Annotated in this window: 15 protein-coding genes; 11 read left to right on the plus strand and 4 right to left on the minus strand. The window is 48.8% G+C overall.

All coding sequences use genetic code 11. From position 1 onward, the window contains the following. Window positions 1-6 precede the first annotated feature (6 nt). Both BUB18_RS01855 and BUB18_RS01860 read right to left on the minus strand, forming a co-directional pair. Window positions 7-927: a hypothetical protein gene (locus BUB18_RS01855; protein WP_073077460.1), complete on the minus strand. Its 921-nt coding sequence runs from the start codon at window positions 925-927 to the stop codon at window positions 7-9. Between the two features lie 279 nt (window positions 928-1,206). After that, a complete protein-coding gene (locus BUB18_RS01860) occupies window positions 1,207-1,938 on the minus strand; it encodes a head GIN domain-containing protein (RefSeq protein ID WP_073077461.1) in 732 nt (243 codons plus the stop codon). A 94-nt stretch (window positions 1,939-2,032) separates the two neighbouring features. Between BUB18_RS01860 and guaA the strand changes: the two genes are divergently transcribed. From guaA to BUB18_RS01905, 9 genes are all read left to right on the plus strand, one after another. Continuing rightward, entirely contained in the window at window positions 2,033-3,571 is a 1,539-nt protein-coding gene (gene guaA, locus BUB18_RS01865; protein WP_073077462.1) for a glutamine-hydrolyzing GMP synthase, read from the plus strand. 99 nt (window positions 3,572-3,670) lie between these two features. After that, the gene (locus BUB18_RS01870) at window positions 3,671-4,987 is read left to right on the plus strand and encodes an ABC transporter substrate-binding protein (RefSeq protein WP_073077463.1); all 1,317 of its coding nucleotides are present in this window, start codon (window positions 3,671-3,673) and stop codon (window positions 4,985-4,987) included. A 617-nt stretch (window positions 4,988-5,604) separates the two neighbouring features. Next, a complete protein-coding gene (locus BUB18_RS01875; RefSeq protein ID WP_073077464.1) occupies window positions 5,605-6,204 on the plus strand; it encodes an RNA polymerase sigma factor in 600 nt (199 codons plus the stop codon). 69 nt (window positions 6,205-6,273) lie between these two features. Continuing rightward, window positions 6,274-7,440 carry a FecR family protein gene (locus BUB18_RS01880; protein WP_073077465.1) on the plus strand — a complete coding sequence of 389 codons (1,167 nt, stop codon included), beginning with the start codon at window positions 6,274-6,276 and terminating at the stop codon, window positions 7,438-7,440. 90 nt (window positions 7,441-7,530) lie between these two features. Further along, window positions 7,531-10,908, plus strand: a complete 3,378-nt coding sequence (locus tag BUB18_RS01885) for a TonB-dependent receptor (protein WP_083549235.1) — start codon at window positions 7,531-7,533, stop codon at window positions 10,906-10,908. Window positions 10,909-10,926: 18 nt separating this feature from the next. Next, entirely contained in the window at window positions 10,927-12,210 is a 1,284-nt protein-coding gene (locus tag BUB18_RS01890) for a RagB/SusD family nutrient uptake outer membrane protein (protein ID WP_073077467.1), read from the plus strand. A 4-nt stretch (window positions 12,211-12,214) separates the two neighbouring features. After that, on the plus strand, window positions 12,215-13,120 hold the full coding sequence (locus BUB18_RS01895; RefSeq protein ID WP_073077469.1) for a phosphodiester glycosidase family protein: 906 nt from the start codon (window positions 12,215-12,217) through the stop codon (window positions 13,118-13,120). Between the two features lie 15 nt (window positions 13,121-13,135). Then, window positions 13,136-14,446, plus strand: a complete 1,311-nt coding sequence (locus tag BUB18_RS01900) for an NHL domain-containing protein (protein WP_073077471.1) — start codon at window positions 13,136-13,138, stop codon at window positions 14,444-14,446. 129 nt (window positions 14,447-14,575) lie between these two features. Then, window positions 14,576-15,076 carry a hypothetical protein gene (locus BUB18_RS01905; RefSeq protein WP_073077473.1) on the plus strand — a complete coding sequence of 167 codons (501 nt, stop codon included), beginning with the start codon at window positions 14,576-14,578 and terminating at the stop codon, window positions 15,074-15,076. Between the two features lie 44 nt (window positions 15,077-15,120). Here the strand turns inward: BUB18_RS01905 and BUB18_RS01910 are convergent, their stop codons facing one another. Next, the gene (locus BUB18_RS01910; protein WP_143159795.1) at window positions 15,121-16,179 is read right to left on the minus strand and encodes a WD40 repeat domain-containing protein; all 1,059 of its coding nucleotides are present in this window, start codon (window positions 16,177-16,179) and stop codon (window positions 15,121-15,123) included. 78 nt (window positions 16,180-16,257) lie between these two features. Here BUB18_RS01910 and BUB18_RS01915 point away from each other — a divergent pair, with 78 nt between their 5' ends. Further along, a complete protein-coding gene (locus tag BUB18_RS01915; RefSeq protein ID WP_073077476.1) occupies window positions 16,258-17,256 on the plus strand; it encodes a ligase-associated DNA damage response exonuclease in 999 nt (332 codons plus the stop codon). A 12-nt stretch (window positions 17,257-17,268) separates the two neighbouring features. Then, window positions 17,269-18,861, plus strand: coding sequence for an ATP-dependent DNA ligase (locus BUB18_RS01920; RefSeq protein ID WP_073077478.1), 1,593 nt, complete (start codon window positions 17,269-17,271; stop codon window positions 18,859-18,861). Here BUB18_RS01920 and BUB18_RS01925 read toward each other — a convergent pair. Beyond that, the gene (locus BUB18_RS01925) at window positions 18,838-20,211 is read right to left on the minus strand and encodes an MFS transporter (protein WP_083549237.1); all 1,374 of its coding nucleotides are present in this window, start codon (window positions 20,209-20,211) and stop codon (window positions 18,838-18,840) included. The two genes, BUB18_RS01920 and BUB18_RS01925, sit on opposite strands and share 24 nt — an antisense overlap. Window positions 20,212-20,292: the final 81 nt, after the last annotated feature.

Genomic DNA, 20,292 nt, shown 5'->3' on the forward strand with positions numbered 1-20,292 from the left:
TTCCACTCAACGAAGGGAAGTACTTTTATAGTATTCCACTTCCTTTTGCAGTTCGTTCTTTTTCAGGTTAAGTTTAATAAGGGAAGATATCAGTGTAATGGGTGAAAGTACCACAATACCGGGCAACAGTAAGGAGCGGTACATACTCACACGGCCCTGGCGGGAGCTTGCTGCGGGCCCACCTTTGGCGCTGATGTATTTGGCCCAGAAGCGGAAGGCTTTGATGCCTCTGTCTTCCAGCAAAATCAGGTTAGGAATGAGTTCAACGGCATTCAGGTCAATGAGTTCCTGTTGCAGATTGTTCCAGTTGCCGGATTCAAGTGCCTTGGCGATAGGTGCCGCAAAGCGGGCGCTGGTAACGATTTCGTTTTCCTGCACTCCTGCCGGCGGAAGATATTTGGTAGCGGCTTTCAGTCCTTTAAACTGCCACCTTAACACGGTGATCAGGGATACCAGGTTAGAAGATTTATCGACCAGTACAATATTCCCTACCAGGTTGGCACCAGCTTGCTGCAGGTATTTTTTCACCGATTCCTGGGCATTGAGCCACATATTGCGGCCTCCGAGGAGGGTGATTACCTTTTTACCTTTCAACAGCTGCCGGCCCTGTTCACTTTGGAGGAACGCGGCGGTAGGCTGCGATGGCGATAAAAACCATGGCTGGTATGCCAGTATAACCAGATCAAAATGCTCGTTCACATCAACTTTCAAAGGTTGTATACCACGTGGCGTTTGCAGTACCGTTTCCGGCATTGTATCGTAAAAAGTCTGCTTTTTCCAGGGAAACGCAAAAGGCTCTGTGGGAACCAGTTGCTCGAAAGTTACATCCACTTTGCCTTCCAGCGGCGCCAGCACATGATCTACAATCCTTTTCAGCTGCCCGGTTTGTGTATAATATACTACCAGGACCTTAGGTTTTACATTCATAAAAGGAACAGGAGTTCAACATTAATTAAGCTGTAAACTTACAAAAAAGATACTATCATTTATATGATTTAATGATAATTTGATGTATTGCGGGGAGTAAAGGTAATTGGAAAGCGGGGTTAAAGGCTGACTTTCAGGGCTTGTGCCCCAGCCAGGTGCAACACCAATCGGCTTACTAAGTTGTTGCTGCACCTGGTCTAAAGGACTTTTAATATTTTCTTCTAAATAACTAAGAATCAGTCTTTTTATGATACAAAATTTGTTAAAATTTTGTAAATATTATTTCGCCTGTTGTACAGAACCGGCGCCTGCGATAGACTGACTTACCTCTGGCGAGCCTTTGTAAATGATGTCACCCGCACCGGCGATACTTGCTTTGAGCGTTACACTGGCGTGAACCTTAGCGTTACCGGTACCAGATATTTTCACTTTGGTGTTTTCGGTGAACAGGTCCAGTCCCTCAAAGTTACCAACACCTGCGATGGATACATTCAGATCACGGGTTTGGCCGGATACCTTCATATCACCGGAACCGGCGATAGAAGCATCGATGGACGGGGCGTCCACCTTACCGATGATATTACCGCTACCGGCAATTTTTAGTTTAATATCTTCCCGGTTGGTAAAAGTGCCAAGCAGGTCGATATCCCCGCTGCCGTCCACTTTTATGGCGTCCAGTTCCGGGGCGGACAGGTAAACATCAAATTTCTTGTGGGTGCTGATGTTATGCACATCCTCACGGAGCTTTACAATCAGTTCCTCGCCGTCGCGCTCCAGCACGATCAGCGGTACAATGTTGCTTTCCGCCTCAATGACGGCAGTTTTTGTTTCTCCCTGCTGTACGTGTACGTTCATACCGCCATCAACTTTGATGCTACGGAAGGCGGTGATCTGGCGTTCTTCCTTGATTACATTACCATTTCCTTCTATACGGCGGAAATTGCAGGAGGACAATAATACGAGGGTGGTTAGGGTCAGGAGCCCTTGGCAAAGGCTAGTGTTGATTCTCATAAATGCTGGATTATGGTAGAAAGATACAACCAGATTTCGGAATTTGGAATCAGATAAGCCGAATTTCCCATAATGACTTTATCTTTGCACCACCATGACAGAAAAGATACTTATCCTCGATTTCGGTTCACAGTATACGCAGCTGATTGCACGCAGCATACGCGAACTAAATGTTTATTGCGAAATTAAACCATGCCTGCAGCCAATAGCATGGGACGAATCCATCAAAGGCATTATTTTATCCGGAAGTCCGTTTTCCGTAAATGATCCAAATGCACCTTCCGTTGACATTGCAGCCATGGCCGAAAAAGTACCGGTACTCGGTATCTGCTACGGTGCACAGCTGATGGCCAAAAACTTCGGCGGCGAAGTAGCCAAAAGTAATATCCGTGAATACGGACGCGCCTTTATGGAGCACAGCGATAAAGAGGAAAAATTATTATATGATATTTCCGGTAAAAGCCAGGTTTGGATGAGTCACTCCGACACCATCAAAAAAATACCGGATACCTTCGAAGTAATCGCTACCACTGAAAATATCCCGGTAGCCGCTTTCAAAAGCTCGAAAGTTGCTAAAAACCCGGTATTCGGTCTGCAGTTTCACCCGGAAGTAACCCACTCCCTGGAAGGTAAACAGATCATCCGCAACTTCCTCCTGCATGTATGTAACTGCAGCCAGGATTGGACTCCTGCTCACTTTGTACAGGAAACCATCGCTAATATCAAGGAAAAAGTAGGTGATAAACGTGTAGTAATGGCGCTCAGCGGTGGTGTAGACAGCACCGTGGCTGCTGAACTGATTCATAAGGCGATCGGTAGCAACCTGTTCTGCATCTTTGTAGATAACGGACTGCTCCGTAAAGACGAATACGAAACCGTACTGGAATCATATAAACATATGGGCCTGAACGTGAAAGGGGTGAATGCAAAAGACCTCTTCTACGGTCAGCTGGATGGCGTTTCCGATCCGGAGCAGAAACGTAAAATCATCGGACGCCTTTTCATCGAAGTATTCCAGCAGGAATCCTCTGAGCTGAAAGACATCTCCTTCCTCGGTCAGGGTACCATCTACCCGGACGTAATTGAGTCCGTATCCGTTAACGGTCCTTCTGTTACCATTAAATCGCACCACAACGTAGGTGGCCTTCCTGAAAAGATGAACATGCAGCTGGTAGAGCCACTGCGCTTCCTCTTTAAAGACGAAGTACGCCGCGTAGGCCGCGAAATCGGTATCAGCGACATCTTCCTCGCTCGTCATCCATTCCCGGGTCCTGGTTTGGCCATCCGTATCCTCGGTGCCATCACCCCGGAAAAAGTGGATATGCTGCAACAGGCAGACGCCATCTACATCGACGGACTCCGTGAAGCAGGCCTCTACGACAAAGTATGGCAGGCGGGTACCATCCTGCTGCCGGTACAAAGCGTAGGCGTAATGGGCGACGAACGTACCTACGAGTTTACCGTGGCACTGCGCGCAGTAACCTCCGTAGACGGTATGACCGCCGACTGGGCGCACCTGCCATATGAGTTCCTGGCAAAAATGTCCAATGATATAATCAACAGGGTTAAAGGTATTAACCGTGTTGTTTATGATATCAGCTCCAAGCCACCTGCCACTATTGAGTGGGAATAACGGGCGACTTACGAGCCAAAATAACCGATCGGCACAACTTATGCAGTAGATGCCGGTCGGTTGTTAAATTTATATCAAGCACACAAACTGCCAATTGTTATGAGCCTGTCTTTTTCTATAAAACACCTGTTTGCCGGAGTGGCCATCGCGCTCACCATCAGCGCCTGTTCCTCCTCCCGCAAAACCGTATCAAAACCTGCTCCTGCTCCCAATACCACCACTAACAAACCCACACCTGAAAAAAGTCCGGAACCTAAAAAGGTAGATAAAAAAATACCTTTCAACGTACCCGCTTTTGCCAAAGATGTGAAAAGAGGCACCTACAACGTGGCCATATTCGCGCCACTGTATCTCGACTCCGTATTTGCCACCTCCAACGATATTCCAGGTCGTACCATGCCCCGCTACGTACTGCCAGGACTTGAATTCTACGAAGGCGCACAGCTCGCCCTCGACTCCCTGCAAACACAAGGGTATAATCTCCGTGTAACCGTATACGACAGCAAAGGAAAACAGAGCATTTCCAGCCTGATCAAATCCAAAGTGCTGGATGCCACCGACCTGATCATCGGCTCGGTTACCAATCCTGACCTAAAGGAACTGAGCGATTTCTCCCGCGATAAAGAAATCAATTTCGTGTCCGCTACCTACCCTAACGATGGTGGCGTTACCGATAACCCGTTCCTGTTTATCAGCAACAGCACCCTGAAAACACATACCGAAGCAATGCAGAAGTATGTACAGGAAACATTTGCGAATAAAAATATTGTGCTGCTGCGCCGTAACACCGCCTTTGAATCACGCATGTATGCTGACTTCAAAGCAGCCTACGATAAAATGGATTACGCTAAAAAATCAAGGATCCGTGAATTTGTATGGAGTGATGCCACCACCGCGGACGAACTCAGCAAAGTGCTGCTCACCGACCGTACCAATATCCTGATCGTAACGGCACTGGACGAGAATGGCGCCAAAACCCTGCTGCGCAAGCTCAGCACCGCTACAGCCACCTACCCGATCCAGATCTACGGTATGCCTACCTGGGATGTTTTCCGGTTTAAAGAGCCGGAATTCAAAGGCATGAATATCTACTACTCCTCTCCTTACTACAACGATAAAAACGATTATTACAGCAAATATGTAACGGATTATTTCCGTCGTGTTTATCGTGCACGCCCTTCAGACATGGCGATCAAAGGATTTGACATGACCTATTATTTCGTGCGGCTGATGCGCGACAAAGGAGTTTACTTCAACGCCTATACCAACGATGCACCTAAGATCATTTCCAGGTATAACTTCCAGCCGGTATATGTGAAAGATGGTGAAACCATTCCTTCCTATTTTGAGAATAAGAACATCTATATCTATCAGAAGGGCGATTCCGAGGATGTGAAGATGAATACGAATAACTAATAATATTTTGAAGTGTAGAAAAAGACTGATGCCTTCGGCATCAGCCTTTTTTTTGCGCGCTGTCGCGCGGGGTTTTGCCTGCCGGCAGATGAATTAGTACATGTGGGAGAGGCCGCAGGCCTTTGCTACAGTACGCCCGGCAGCATTTCTGAAGCACAACGCTACACCGCATGCATTCCCGTGTATACACGCGGGAAAACCCGCAGGCCATTTCCATAATGAGTTCCACAACACCATATGCAGTGTATGCGTGCGGGAGAGGCCGCAGGCCTTTGCTACAATACGCCCGGCAGCATTTCTGAAGCACACCGCTACACCGTATGCATTCCCGTGTATACACACAGGAAAAACTGCAGGCCATTTCCATAATGCGCTACATAACACCATATGCAGTGTATGCGTGCGGGAGAGGCCGCAGGCCTCCCCCCACGCTTGTCCACCCGGGACGAAGGCCCGGGTGGACAAGCGTTAAAAAACACCTATTTATATTTCTTTCGGATTAAATAAATATTAACTTAGCGAAGTAACCAACATCTAAACAACCAAAATTCTAATCTTTGTCTATTCATCCGGTGTAAGAACCTGCTGATTGCTAACCTAATAAGCGTACTTAATTCATGTCAACGAATACAGGGTTAACAGAAACGGAACTGATAGCACAAATGCAATGCGGTGATATGGCAGCTTTCGACGCCATCTACCATACCTATTTTCAGGCTGTATATGGCAATATCCTGCGGCTCACGCACGATGCTGCTGCCACCGATGATATCATCCAGGAAGTATTTATCAGGTTATGGGAGAAGAAAGATTCACTCGATGTGGCACGCCCCCTCGGCAATTGGCTATTTGTAGTGAGTTATAACCGTAGCATGAACTATCTGCGCGACCGCCAGCGGGAAAAGCTCGCTCCCGAACAACTGGCCACCAGCGTTACAGCCGCAGAAAATGAATGGCAGATCACCGAAGCACAACTGCAACTGATAGAAGAAGCTATTGGCCAACTACCGCCACAACGCAAACGCGTATTCACCCTCTGTAAAATCCAGGGCAAAACCTACGCAGAAGCAGCAGAAACACTAAACATCTCCCGATATACCGTAAAAGAACATATTACCAAAGCCAACGATTTCATCAGGGAATATGCCAGAATGCACCCCGACAAAGCATTTCAGGTGGGCGTTCCATTGCTGGCCTATCTTGCTGCCACCTGTTAAAATTTTTTTTACTCCACAGCCCCCCTCTCTTCACTCCCCGGTGTATTAATATAAACGCTACCTGTGGATATGGACCACTACATCATTGAACTGCTCGAAAAAGAACACTGGACGGAAGAAGACCGGCAGCGGGTAATGCACTACCTGGCTACCTCCAACCGCAGTGAGCTGCAGGAGCATTTGCTGCAACGGTTCCGGGAAGCTACCACACAACAAAAGAACAGTGAGCACGCCCACATGCTGCTGCAAAAAATACATTCACAACTACAACCTGCAGCACCGCCGGTACCGCGTAACCGATACCGCAGGCTCATAGTAGTGTCCACAGCGGCTGCCGCAGCTATACTGGCAGTTGTAGTGTGGACAGCTCCACATCTCTCTGTAACAAATAAAAAAACTACTGCACCTGCAAGCCTTATTGCAAGTAAGTTTGGGGAAGATGTGAAGCCCGGCTCCAACAAAGCCACCCTTACCCTTGGCAACGGGAAAACCGTGGTACTGGAAGACACCAAAGACGGCACTATACCCGCGGGCGATGAAAAAATTCACAAAGCACAAGACGAACTGGTATATGATCATACCGAACAATCCGTAGCCGTCAACACCCTGCAAACACCTAAAGGCGGCCAATACCAGGTAGTACTTTCCGATGGTACCAAAGTATGGCTCAACGCCGCCAGCACGCTCACCTATCCGGCTTCCTTCCGAGGCAACACCCGCACCGTAACACTCAGCGGCGAAGCCTACTTTGAAGTGGCCGCCAATGCAAATATGCCCTTCTATGTAAATACACCGGAAGAGCAGGTACAGGTACTGGGCACCAGCTTTAACGTGAAAGCCTACACGGAAGAAAAACGCAACACCACCACCCTCATCGAGGGGGCCGTGAAAGTAGCCAAAGCAGAAAGATCAATTGTCCTCAAACCCGGGGAGCAAACCGTGTATAGCAAATCCACCGGCCGCCTCCAGGCTTCCGGCGGCGATCCTGCACGCGCCATCGCCTGGAAAAACGGACAGTTCGCATTTAAAAACGACGACCTGAAAGAAGTAATGCAAACCATCAGCAGATGGTATGATACAGATGTTAATTACGACGAAACTTTAGATATATCAGCTATTCATGTAACAGGATTTATGCGCCGGCAGGCCAACCTTTCCAGCACGTTGGAAATACTGGAACTCACTGCAGGCGTGCATTTCAAAATACAAGGACGGACCATTAGCGTAACCAGATAATTCAAAAAAAAATCACTAATACTTTGTTTGCATCAGCGACTGCGCGCACGCTGATACAACACACTATTGTATTCCACAAACTTACCAGCAATGAAAACACATTTACCCATCAAACGATGGCTTGGCAAGTGCAGAGCAACCTCATATACCACGCGTATATGCCGCTATGGCCTGCTGTTACTGCTCGCCATCTCGATGCAAACATCCGCAGGCGCACTGGCACAGGACCAGCCACTCACCGTGAAGGCCACCAATGCCACTCTGGAAACGATTTTCGGCATCATCAGGAAGCAAAGCGACTACCTCTTCATCTTCCGCGACGAAAACCTGTCCAAAGCCGCTAACAGAGTGACGCTCTCACTCGAAAAAGCAACGATAGACCAGGTGATGAACAAATGCCTGGAAGGCACCTCACTGAGTTACCGCATTGTAGACAAAACCGTGATCCTGATTCCCAAAAAGGAAGATAATCAAACCCAACAGGTAGTCCCCGTTTCCGTTACCGGTACCGTACAAGATGCCAACACCGGTGAAACCCTGCCCGGCGTAACCATAGGCGTGAAAGGCACTTCCGCCGGTACCATCACCAACGCCGACGGAAAATTTGAACTGAAAAATGTAACGCTGCCGGCTACACTGAACTTTACCTTTGTAGGCTTTACCGCCCAACAACTCGTCATCACCAAAGCACAACCGATCAACGTACTCCTGAAACGTGAAAGCAAGGACATGCAGCAGGTAGTGGTAATTGGCTACGGTACACAGAAAAAAGTAGACCTTACCGGTGCCGTTGGCAGCTTTAAACCTACCGACCTGAACGCCCGCCCGGTGCTGGGTCCCGATCAAATGATGCAGGGCCGTATTGCCGGCGTAAACGTTAGCTCCGGCTCCGGTACTCCCGGCGGCGCCGTACGTGTAAGCATCAGGGGTATCGGCTCCATCAGCGCCAGCAACGAACCGCTGTATGTAATCGACGGCGTGCCGGTAATGCCGCACAACGCCGCCATCACCAACTTCGGCGAAAGCATGAACCCATTGGCTGAACTGAATCCGAACGATATAGAATCAATTGATGTACTGAAAGATGCCGCCTCCGCTTCCATCTACGGTTCCCGCGCCACCAATGGCGTGGTGCTGATCACCACCAAAAGCGGTAAAAAAGGCAAAGGACAGCTGACTGTGAATACTTTCGCCAGCATGCAGGAAGTAGCGCGACTCAACAAAATCCAGATGGCTAACAGCGCACAATATGTTGAAGTAGCCAATGAAGCTATCGACAACTATAATAACCAATACGGCTACACGCCAGGCAACAGTAAATTCATCCCCTACATCTACAACCCTTACCCGGGGCTCCCTGAAACCAACTGGATGAATGAAGTGCTGCGCAAAGCCTACACCAAAAGCGTAGATGTAGCTGCTTCCGGAGGTACTGAAAAAAGTACCTACTACATCAGCGCCGGCTACCTGAATCAACAGGGTACCATCAAAACCAATGGTCTGGAAAAATACATGGCACGCATCAACCTCACCAGCGAGCCGGTGAAGTGGGCAAAGATCGGGGCGAATATGAGTCTTACCTATTCGAGAAATAACCGCGTGCCAGGCTCCAACCTGGGCAGCACCATCCTGGGCCGCAGTTTGCCACAACGGCCGTTTGACAGGCCATACAAGCCAAACGGTGACTATTATGTAGGTGGCACCAGCGACCTCGTATATCACAACCCGGTACAAATCTTAAATGAGGAAGTAGCATACCTCGATAACTACCGCCTGTTAGGCAACCTGTTTGCAGAGCTGAAGCTGGCAAAAGGCCTGACCTTCAAAACTTCACTGGGAACAGATCTGATTTATACACAGGATTATATCTATTACAACCAGAAACACCCTTATGGTACCGGCAACGGCCGAAATGTAGATGAGCGCCGCCTGCTGAGCAATATCCTGCTGGAAAACACCCTCAGCTACAGCACTAACTTCGGTAAACTGAAAGCTGATTTCCTCGCAGGACAATCCTTCCAGCGTAACATGATCAGCTCTTCCAGTATTGATGGTAACGGCTTCCCGGCACCATCGTTTGATGTACTGGATGCTGCCGCGGTGATCAATGATGCAGGCACCAACCTGTATGGTAACGCCATGGAGTCCTACTTTGCCAGAGCTAATTTTGCCTGGTCAGATAAATACCTGCTGGCGCTCTCCATGCGTACAGACGGTTCTTCCAGGTTCTCGCCACAAAACCGGTATGGCTACTTCCCTGCTGTATCCGCGGGCTGGCAGGTATCCAAAGAACCATTCTGGTTTTCGCCCACTACTGATCTGAAAATACGCGTGAGTTACGGTGCTACCGGTAACCAGGAAGGCGTAAGTAACTATGCTTATCAATCCCTCACAACCGGCGGTTATAACTATGACGGAAAAAGTGGTATCTCTGTAACTACTACCGGCAACAATGACCTCACCTGGGAAAAAGCAAATCAGCTGGATGCCGGCATCGACCTCTCACTGCTGAAAGGTGCGGTGGAAGTAACGCTGGACTACTTCAACAAAAAAACTACCAACCTCCTTTATAACATGCCTATTCAGGGCACCTCCGGCTTCACCAGCATCACCAGCAATATAGGTTCCATGCTGAACACCGGTGTGGAACTGGGTTTGAACACCAACGTAAACCTGGGCCCGGTAGTCTGGAATTCCAATTTTAATATCGCATATGTTAAAAACCGCATCACTTCATTAATTGGTAACACGGATGTACTGAGTATTGGCAGTAACCGCGGACTCAAAGTAGGCGAGGATATCGGCAGCATATGGGTGTATAAAATGACAGGCATTTTCCAGGATGATAAGGAAGTACCCAAACCGCTGTACGACATTGGCGTAAGAGCCGGTGACGTGAAATACGCAGACCTGAACAACGATGGTAACATCGACATCAACGACCGCACCATCGTAGGCAGCTCCAATCCGGACTTCTACGGTGGCTGGAACAACACCTTCCGTTACCGTCACTTCGATTTAGGTGTGTTCGTGAATTATGCTGTTGGGGCAGATGTGTATGCTACCTGGAGAATTAACGCGGAAAAACTTGGCCTCAGCGGATTTAACAGCACCCTCCGCTCTGTGGAAACAAGATGGACCGGGCCAGGTACCAGCAATACCACACCCCGCGCGATTTACAACCTGGGTTATAATATCTACAACAGCTCCCGTTGGTTGGAAAACGGTTCCTTCCTGCGCCTGAGAAGCGTTTCGCTGGGTTATAATATCCCAACATCGCTGTTGGAAAGAGCGCATATCTCCCGCTTACGCATATATGCACAGGCAGATAACCTGTGGTTATGGACTAAATACAGCGGACTGGATCCGGAAGTGAATTCCAATATGGACCCGCGTTTCCTTGGTGAAGATAACCTGATATTACCGCAGCCACGTTCCTTTATCATCGGACTTAACCTGGGCTTTTAACATCAATCTGACCTGATCATGAAAAAGAAACTATTACCGATTATATTAGCCGGCAGCATGGTTTTCAGCTCCTGCAGCAAGCTGCTGGATGTGAAGTCGCACTCCGCTGTGGCCACCAACACCCTTTCTCCTGACGATGTAGAATCGTTCCTCAACGGCATCTATAACCGTGTACAAAACGCGCCCGGTCCGGAATCCTACATCATGTTTGATATCACCGGTGGTAACCTGATTAACTCGGGCTCTACTACTGATGGTGGTTTGAATACGTTTATCAGCAACATTATGCGTCCGGAGCAGGGCCTGATGAGTACCGCATGGAACGGCTACTACAGCGCGTTGTACCAGATCAACAACCTGCTGGAATCAGCCTCGCAGCTGCGTGAGTCCACCCGTAAAAATGAAGTATTGGGCATTACACATTTCTTCCGCGCTTACGAGTACTACAACCTCGTAACCCGCTGGGGTGGCGTGCCTGTGCTGGAAAAAAATACCGCCAATAAAGTGCCACGCAACACGGAAGCAGAAGTATGGGCCTTCATAGAAAAAGAACTGCAGGCCGCCATCAGCACTACCCCTGCTTACACCAACGGTTCATACAACTATGTATCCAATATGGCTGCAAAAGCCCTGATGGCAAGGGTGATGCTCGCACAAAATAAAAAAACGGAAGCCGCTGCTTATGCGGAAGAGGTGATTAAATCCGGGTTCTTCCAACTGGATTCATTCGACAAGATCTTCCGCGCGCTGGCCAATACAGAAATCGTTTTCTCCTTTAAAAATGCGACGATTGAATCAAGCACCAATATCAGCACGTTGTTTTATACTTATGCCCATCCTGTAAAAGGCAGCTATGTATACCGGCCTACCAACGAGGTAATGAATTTGTTCACGTCAACGGATACACGCAGGGCGATGTCGGTTGACACTTACCAGGGGCTGAACGTGGTGAACAAATATCCCAGTGGTCAGTCGGGCACCGATCCGCTGATTGTGGTTCGCATTGCCGAAATGTACCTGATCAGTGCGGAAGCACAGGGTCTGTCAGGTTTATCCCGCCTCAATGAACTGCGTGTTGCCCGTGGATTAACTGCGGTGAGTCCGAGTACTGAAGAGGACTATTTAAATACTGTTTTAGAAGAGAGAAGAAAAGAGTTTGTAGGAGAAGGGTTCCGTTGGTTCGACCTGGTACGTTTGAACAGAACCAGCGACATTGGCCTGGCAGAGCGGGAATCTAAATTCCCGCTGCCCATGAACGAACTGGCGTTAAACAACTTACTACAGCAAAATCCAAAATATTAAGATCATGCGCATTATAAGACTTGCCTGCTGCCTGCTGCTGAGCATCACTGCGGTGGCTTGCAATAAAGATACCACAGCACCCGTGCACCGTGCACCGGTGACTGACCTCGCTAAGAAAATTACGGACAGCACTAAAATTATAGCTGAAGTATTTTCCGATACCAGTTTCACAATTGCTCCCGGCATTGAGGAAACTGATATTCACTATTTGAGTCAGACCGGCTATACCATGCGCCTATTCATTTTAAAAGTGGATATGAATAAGCCTGGCATCCGTTTACAAGCGGGCACGCCGTACGGCCTTACACCATGGGCGCTGCAAACAGTGCCGGACATGGCAAAGTACATCGACTCCACACACAATCGTGTAGCCGCTGCCGTTAATGCCGATTTTTTCAGCACCATTGGGGAACCTCGTGGTATTATGGTGAAAGATGGTAAAACTTTCAAAACTACGTGGGCCAATGAACGCAGTGCCACCTTCATTGCCGTACTCAATGATGGTAAGCCGTTTTTCGGTACCCGGGCGGACTTCCCGGTGATGCAGCCACAAATCAAAGATGCGTTGGGTGCAGGGCAATTGCTCGTGAAGGATAACGTGGTACAGCTGCAAACCGATGTAACCATAGAACCACGCACCGCTGCGGGTATCAGTGCGGACAATACCCTGTACTTCGCCGTAGTGGATGGGCGCAATTTTTACTATAGCAATGGTATCACCATTACCGACCTGGGTATGCTGCTGAAAGCGTGCGGCGCCAAAACCGTGGTAAACCTGGACGGTGGCGGCTCTTCTACTTTTATGATCCGTCATCCGCTGGCACCGGTATGGCAGGTACGCAACAAGCCTTCTGATGGCAACAACCGTGCTGTGGGTAACAGCTGGATGATCATTAACGATCTACCTTAATTCAATCCTGACACCATGAAAAATATCGTATATACGTTACTGTTATTAATGGCTTTATTGGGTGTTTCGTGCGATAAAAACGATGAAACATCCGCTGTAAAAGCGCTCAGTATTACATCCGTATGGCCGGGGAGTGCTCCTGCCGGCACCATTGTTATCATCAACGGTAAGCACTTCAGTGGCATCCGGGAAGAGAACCAAGTAAAATTCAACGGCGCGGCCGCAGTGGTGATCGAAGCCAACGCCAGCCAGCTGCAGGTGGTGACGCCTGCAAACGGCACTACCGGCGTCATTTCCATTGCCGTAGGTCAGCAACAGGCCACCGGTCCTGTGTTTAACTACACCTTACCTCCCGTGGAATATATAGTATCCACCCTTGCCGGCAACGGCACCGGGGGCAGTGTGGAAGGCAGTGGTACTGCTGCACAGTTCAAAAACCCGGAAGGCGTAGCGGTGGATGCACAAGGCAACATTATTGTGGTAGATCGTGGTAATAACCGTATCCGAAAAATCAGCGGTACTAACGTATCGGCTATTGCAGGCGTTGACGCTGGCGGGTTTAAAGATGGCGCAGCGGCTACGGCTTTATTTAAGCTGCCCTGGCGATCGGTGGCGGATGCTGCCGGCAACATTTACGTGGCCGACAGGGATAATCACCGCATTCGTAAAATAGCTGCAGACGGTACGGTGAGCACCGTAGCCGGTACAGGCACCGCTGGCTTTGCAGATGGCCCTGTGGCCACTGCAAAATTCAACCAGCCACTGGATGTAGTGGTGGACCCCGCCGGTAACCTGTATGTAGCAGATAACCTGAATCACCGCATCAGAAAAATTTCGATAGATGGAACTGTAAGTACAATCGCTGGCGACGGTACCGCTGCATTTGCAGACGGTACCGGTACTGCCGCCCGGTTTAAGAACCCCAGCGGCCTGGAAATCGATAAAGATGGAAACCTCTGGATCGCCGACCGGTTGAACTACCGTATCCGGAAAATCACGCCGGCAGGCGTGGTTACCACCATTGCAGGTGACGGCACCACCGGCTATATCGACGGCGTAGCCAATGCGGCACGTTTTGCTGATCCTTACGGTATCACACTCGATAAAGACGGCAATATCGTGATCGCAGATTTAAGTAATAATAAGATCCGGCTGATTGCCGGTGGACAAGTATCCACCATTGCCGGTACCAGCAGCGGGTTTTCAGATGGGCCAGGCTCGGCAGCACAGTTTAATCAACCTACAGATGTATGCATGGATGCCGCCGGCAACATTTACGTAGCTGACCTGGGAAATCACCGGATCAGGAAGATTGTTAAAAAGTAAACGGTAAACAATGTGAACAAGGTGCTTCCAGTTTTGGAGGCACCTTTTTTATGGCAGGCGTATCATCTTTGTGAAAATTGTTTGTAACTTTTGTACTAACAATTCCCAATACCGTAATCAAACGATATTATGTACAAGTATCTGCTGGCAGGTGTCCTGTTAATATTTCATAAAAGCATCATTGCCCAAACATTAACGCCAGAAACCGAATTTAATAAAATAGTAAAAATCTTGAGTTCGGATGTAAGAGATGCAGATTCACTCAGGCAATCCAGCGTTTATACCATACTGGTGAAAGTATCAAATACTGTTGAGGTAAGCATTCCTGAAAATTACCCATGTCCCAACAAAGAGCTTAAACAGAAAGCATTACAAGGAGTTAACTGGAAACTATTCAGTGAGAAAGGGGTGAATCAATATGTTATTCCGGTTTACTATCTCAAACATTCTTATGACGGTACAGTAGAATTTGCCGGCGAAGCAGGCATTTCTTCGGCTTATAAAAACGACGTATACTCATGGAGTAACATCCGGCATATCCAAACATTGCCTCCCGTTTTTATACATCGATTGAACGGACCGAAAAAAGAAACCGATTTTATTAATAAAGATGGGCTTAAGAAAATGTAATTTCAAAAGGACGTTTCTGGAATTGAAACGTCCTTTTGAAATATTTACACCGGCAGCTCATAACTCCTCAACTCCCCTTCCGCCGTTGTCAGCAACAGCTTTCCATGCACCATCATCACGTTGATCACATTGCTGCTGTAATCATAAATCTCATCTCTGTTTGTAGTAGGATTACCTTCCATATCATAAGCAGTAAACACAATACCTTCCGGCATCACCTCTCCTTTTACCAGCAACGAAGCTCTATCAAGCAGGAGTAAACGACCAAACTGGGAAACTACCAGCAAATGATTATCATCAATAAAATACACCGTGAAATTAATGTTATCCGGTTCAGCCGCAGGAAAATCGATGCTGCCCGCAAATATAGACTCCTGGTCCTGTTCAGCTAATTTCTCCATTTCAGGGAAAGAGAATATTTCTACCGGTCCTTCATAATGAGGAGCCATAACAAACTCTTTACCGGAAGGCGCAAAGTTACCCATGATCACATCTTCGCACTGGCTGAGTTCAGTCAGTTTAATCACACCATCGCTGAGCTGCAACCGCATAAGCGTGGATTGCTCCTGGCCTGCAGAGGCTTCCAGCAGGATGGTGGATACATCAGGTGTAGCGTGGAAAGTGTAGGCATGTTGCTGACTCTCTAACAGCGGATAGGAGGCAATTACCCCGAAGGTTTGGGCGTCCATCACCTGTAATTCATCGGTTTCATTTTCATCACCCGGCAATACATACCAGATAGTTTTATTATCTGCCGAAAAATAACAGGCAGCCCCTAAAAACCAGCCCCAGGAGCCATGCTCCACGGTATGCAGGAGTTCAGTTCCATCGGCATTTAATATACGCATGTCTGTCATGCCGGCAATAGCAATCAGTCGCCCGTCAGGGGAAGCAGATAATTTACTGCTCACATAATTGGCATTTTGCCCCTGCATGATTTTTTCCCAGACGATTTCCAGGTTATCATTCAACTTAGTAATCAGTGGCTGGCTGGCGAAGTTCATCAGCACCTCTCCACCAGGTATCGGTACCACGTTTACCGGGTTGGCTGTAAAGGTCAGCTTAGCTTTTAAAGGCAGGTTTATATGCGGAAATTGACTCATATCTTTTGTTTGTAACCACGCAAAGGTATATACAAACAACTTTTCTGGCAACCTGCATCTTTTTAAGTAAATTCAGGTATGATCACATTTACCAACAGCGGCCTCTACTGCGCTGCGGGTGATTTTTATATTGACCCGTGGAAACCCGTTACCCGTGCGGTTATCACGCATGCCCATTCGGATCATGCCCGGCTTGGTTCCCGCTACTATTTATGCGAAAACGCAACGGTGCCGCTACTACAACTCCGGCTCGGACAAGATATCAACGTGCAGGGCATTGCCTATAACGAAGCTATTTACTTCAACGGCGTGAAAGTAACCCTGCATCCTGCCGGCCATATCATTGGCTCCGCACAGATACGGCTGGAAAAAGACGGGGAAGTATGGGTGGTGAGCGGCGATTACAAATTGGAAAACGACGGACTATCCTCACCATTCGAGCCCGTGAAATGCCATACGTTCATCACAGAATCTACTTTTGGTCTGCCCATTTACAGGTGGGCCCCACAGGAGGAGATTTTTTCGGGAATAGGCCAGTGGGTAGATGATAACCGTCAATCCGGCAAAGCCAGCGTATTGCTGGCATACAGCCTGGGAAAAGCCCAGCGCGTAATGCAGCATTTACAACACAAAACGGAGAAATTCCTCGTGCATGGCGCCATCGCCAATACCCATGAGGCGCTGGTACATAATGGCTGGAAGCTGCCGCCCATAGAGCATATTACGCCCGACACCCCTAAAAGTGCTTTTCCGAATAGCATCATTATTGCACCGCCTTCCGCAGATGTAAGCTGGATGAAAAAATTTAGTCCGTATGCACTCGGCATTTGCAGCGGCTGGATGACGGTGCGGGGCAATATGCGCCGGCAAAATGCGGACGCAGGCTTTGCGCTGTCGGACCATGCCGACTGGCCCGGCCTCCTCTCCGCCGTGAAGGCTACCGGCGCTGAAAAAGTATACGTGACACATGGCTTCAGCAGCGTATTTGCCCGCTACCTCCATGAACAGGGCATTGCCGCCGAAGAAGTGGTGACGGCCTATGGAGAGGAAGAAAACGGAAACATTGTCAATAACTAAAAGATTATTCAAGTGCAGCAGTTCGCAAAATTAGTGCAGGTAATCAGCAACAGTACCAAAACAAATGAAAAGCTCGCCGCCCTCAGTGAGTACTTTGCCACAGCCCCCGGTCACGATAAAACGTGGGTACTGGCGTTGTTTACCGGTAGGAGACCTAAGCGAACCGTGAATACCACGCAACTTAAAAACTGGTGTATTCAACAAACCGGCCTGCCGGAATGGCTGTTCGATGAAAGTTATCACACCGTAGGTGATCTGGGAGAAACCATAGCCCTCCTGCTGCCACCGCCCACGGACCGGAAAGCCGCTCCCCTGCATTATTGGATGGAACAACTGCTGCAACTCGATAAGGCAGACGAACCTACTAAGGAACAGTTCATCAAACATGCCTGGAACTCCCTCGATGAAAGTGAACGATTTGTATTCAACAAACTGATCACCGGCGGTTTTCGTATAGGCGTGTCGCAAAAAATGATGGTGAACGCCATGGCCAAAACCTGGGATATTCCACCAGCCACCCTTTCCCATATGATCATCGGCAACTGGGACCCGCGGGAAGCCACCATAGAAGACTTATTACACCTTCATACCACCGGCGCGGATGCCTCGCGGCCTTATCCCTTTTACCTCGCCTATCCACTGGAAACAGCACCGGAGGAGCTGGGGCCGCCGGAAGAGTGGCAAGCCGAATGGAAATGGGATGGCATCCGCGGGCAGATCATCAAAAGAGAAGGAAAGCTGTTTGTATGGTCACGCGGAGAGGAACTGATCACCGAAAAATTTCCGGAATACCAGCCACTTACCAATGCATTACCTGATGGAGTAGTTTTGGATGGGGAGATATTAACCTACGCTAATAACACTCCCCTGCCCTTTCAAACATTGCAGACCCGCATCGGTCGTAAAACTATAACCAAAAAACAACTGCAGGAAGCACCGGTAGCATTTCTGGCGTACGACCTGCTGGAATGGGAATCCGCCGATATACGCGATTATCCGTTATCCCAGCGCCGTGCGCTGTTGGAATCCATCGTACAACAGGTGCAGCAACCCATGTTGCAGCTCTCCCCCGTGATTACCTTCCAGGAATGGCAGCAACTGGCCGCCTTACGCGACGAAGCACGGGCACACGTGAGCGAAGGCGTGATGCTAAAAAAGCTGGCGGCGTCTTACCAGGTAGGCCGCAAACGTGGCGACTGGTGGAAGTGGAAAATTGATCCGTTTACAGTGGATGCAGTCATGCTGTATGCGCAAAAAGGCCATGGCCGCAGGTCTAACCTATATACCGACTATACCTTTGCAGTGCGCGACGGCGATAACCTCGTACCTTTTGCCAAAGCTTATTCAGGCCTTACCGATAAGGAAATTGCGGAAGTAGACAGCTGGATAAAAAGGCATTCGCTGGAAAAATTTGGCCCGGTAAGAACGGTGGAGCCACTGCAGGTTTTTGAAATTGCATTTGAAGGTATTGCAGCTTCAAATCGCCATAAATCAGGGATAGCGCTGCGTTTCCCGCGCATAGCCCGCTGGCGTAAAGATAAGCCCGTGGCAGAGATCAATACCCTCGACGACCTGAAAAAATTACTTGCCCTCCACCAGGGCTGAATGCTTACGCTGATATACCAATAGTGTGGTAATGGCCAGCGCTTCAAATACCAGCAGCATCACCAATGAAGAAAGGTGCATATCCAGCTGATACAGCGGTACTACCTGCATGATCAGCCCTGTAACAGAAAGTCCGAGCCCACCGCCAAAGGAGTTGGAAGTACCGTTAATACCAGAGGCGAGTCCCTGCTGATGCGGAGGCGCCGCCTGCACACTCAGGATGGTTACACTCGGGAATATCATGGAAATACCTACCGAATTGGTACAAAAAATACCAAATACAATTAACGGTACCGGCAGTACGCCGCTGTAACTCAACATAAAGCTCAGGAAGCCGGTAACCATGAAAGCATTGCCCAGTAAGCCCACTCCCGTTACACCCAAACGCTTAAAGCAAAACGGCAGTATGAATTTTGAAAACAAGCCCGAAAGAATACTGAAAGGCAGTAACAGCAAGCCTGCGCTGGCAGGGCTAAACAGCAGGTGCTGCTGCAGGTAGAGCGTGAGCAGGAATAAGTAGCTGACAAATGCAGCGCCTGTCAGTAACGCCGCCAGGTTACCCGCAACGGCACCATCTAACCTAAATATACTAAAGTCCACAAGCGGTGTGGCGTGTGCACGTTCCCGTTGGATGAAGTAAGTACCCAGTACCAAAAATCCTGTCAGCGTACCGGCAAACATCCACGGATGGCTGCCGATGCTGCCGAGGGAATGAACCATCCACGCGGCAGCCAGCATGAGCGTAGTTATCATCAACCCACTTTTATAATCACTGGGAACAGACTGTTCATTTTTCTGATCAGCAGGAATATAGGTAAGCGCAAGCAGGATCGCCAGTATGATTACCGGCACGTTAATGAAGAATACCCATTGCCAGCCCCAATAAGCGCTGATCAAGCCACCTATGGCCAACCCGGTGGCAAAGCCGGTGCCTGCCATGGCGCCAAATATGCCCATGGCCCGGTTGCGCTCCTGCGGTACGGTAAAGGTGTGAATGATGATCGCAATCGCTGCCGGGATGGCAAATGCCACGCCGATGCCCTGCACCGCCCTGCATGCCAGCAGCCAGCCAAAACTTTTTGCAAAGCCCGCAGCAAAGGAAGCGGCACCAAATATGGCAGCACCGGTAATATACACGTTCCTGCGACCCCTGATGTCCGTGAGCCGCCCACCCAGCAATACAAAGCCGCCATAAAACAATAGGTACAGTGCCTGTACCCACTGAATGGCATCCGGACCAAAATTGAAGTACTGCTCCATTGAGGGGATGGCCATGTTCAATACAGAAGCATCCAGCGTTTCAAAGAATACGGCCAGACAGGAAATCATTAAAATTATTCGTTGCTGCATAAGATTGAATTGGGTCAGCAAACTTATATTTTCTAGAACATAAAACTAAATAAAAAAGAAATTTTGGAATAAATTGCCTTA

Origin of the sequence: Chitinophaga jiangningensis (assembly GCF_900142605.1) — a bacterium.
GTDB classification, from domain to species: Bacteria; Bacteroidota; Bacteroidia; order Chitinophagales; family Chitinophagaceae; genus Chitinophaga; species Chitinophaga jiangningensis.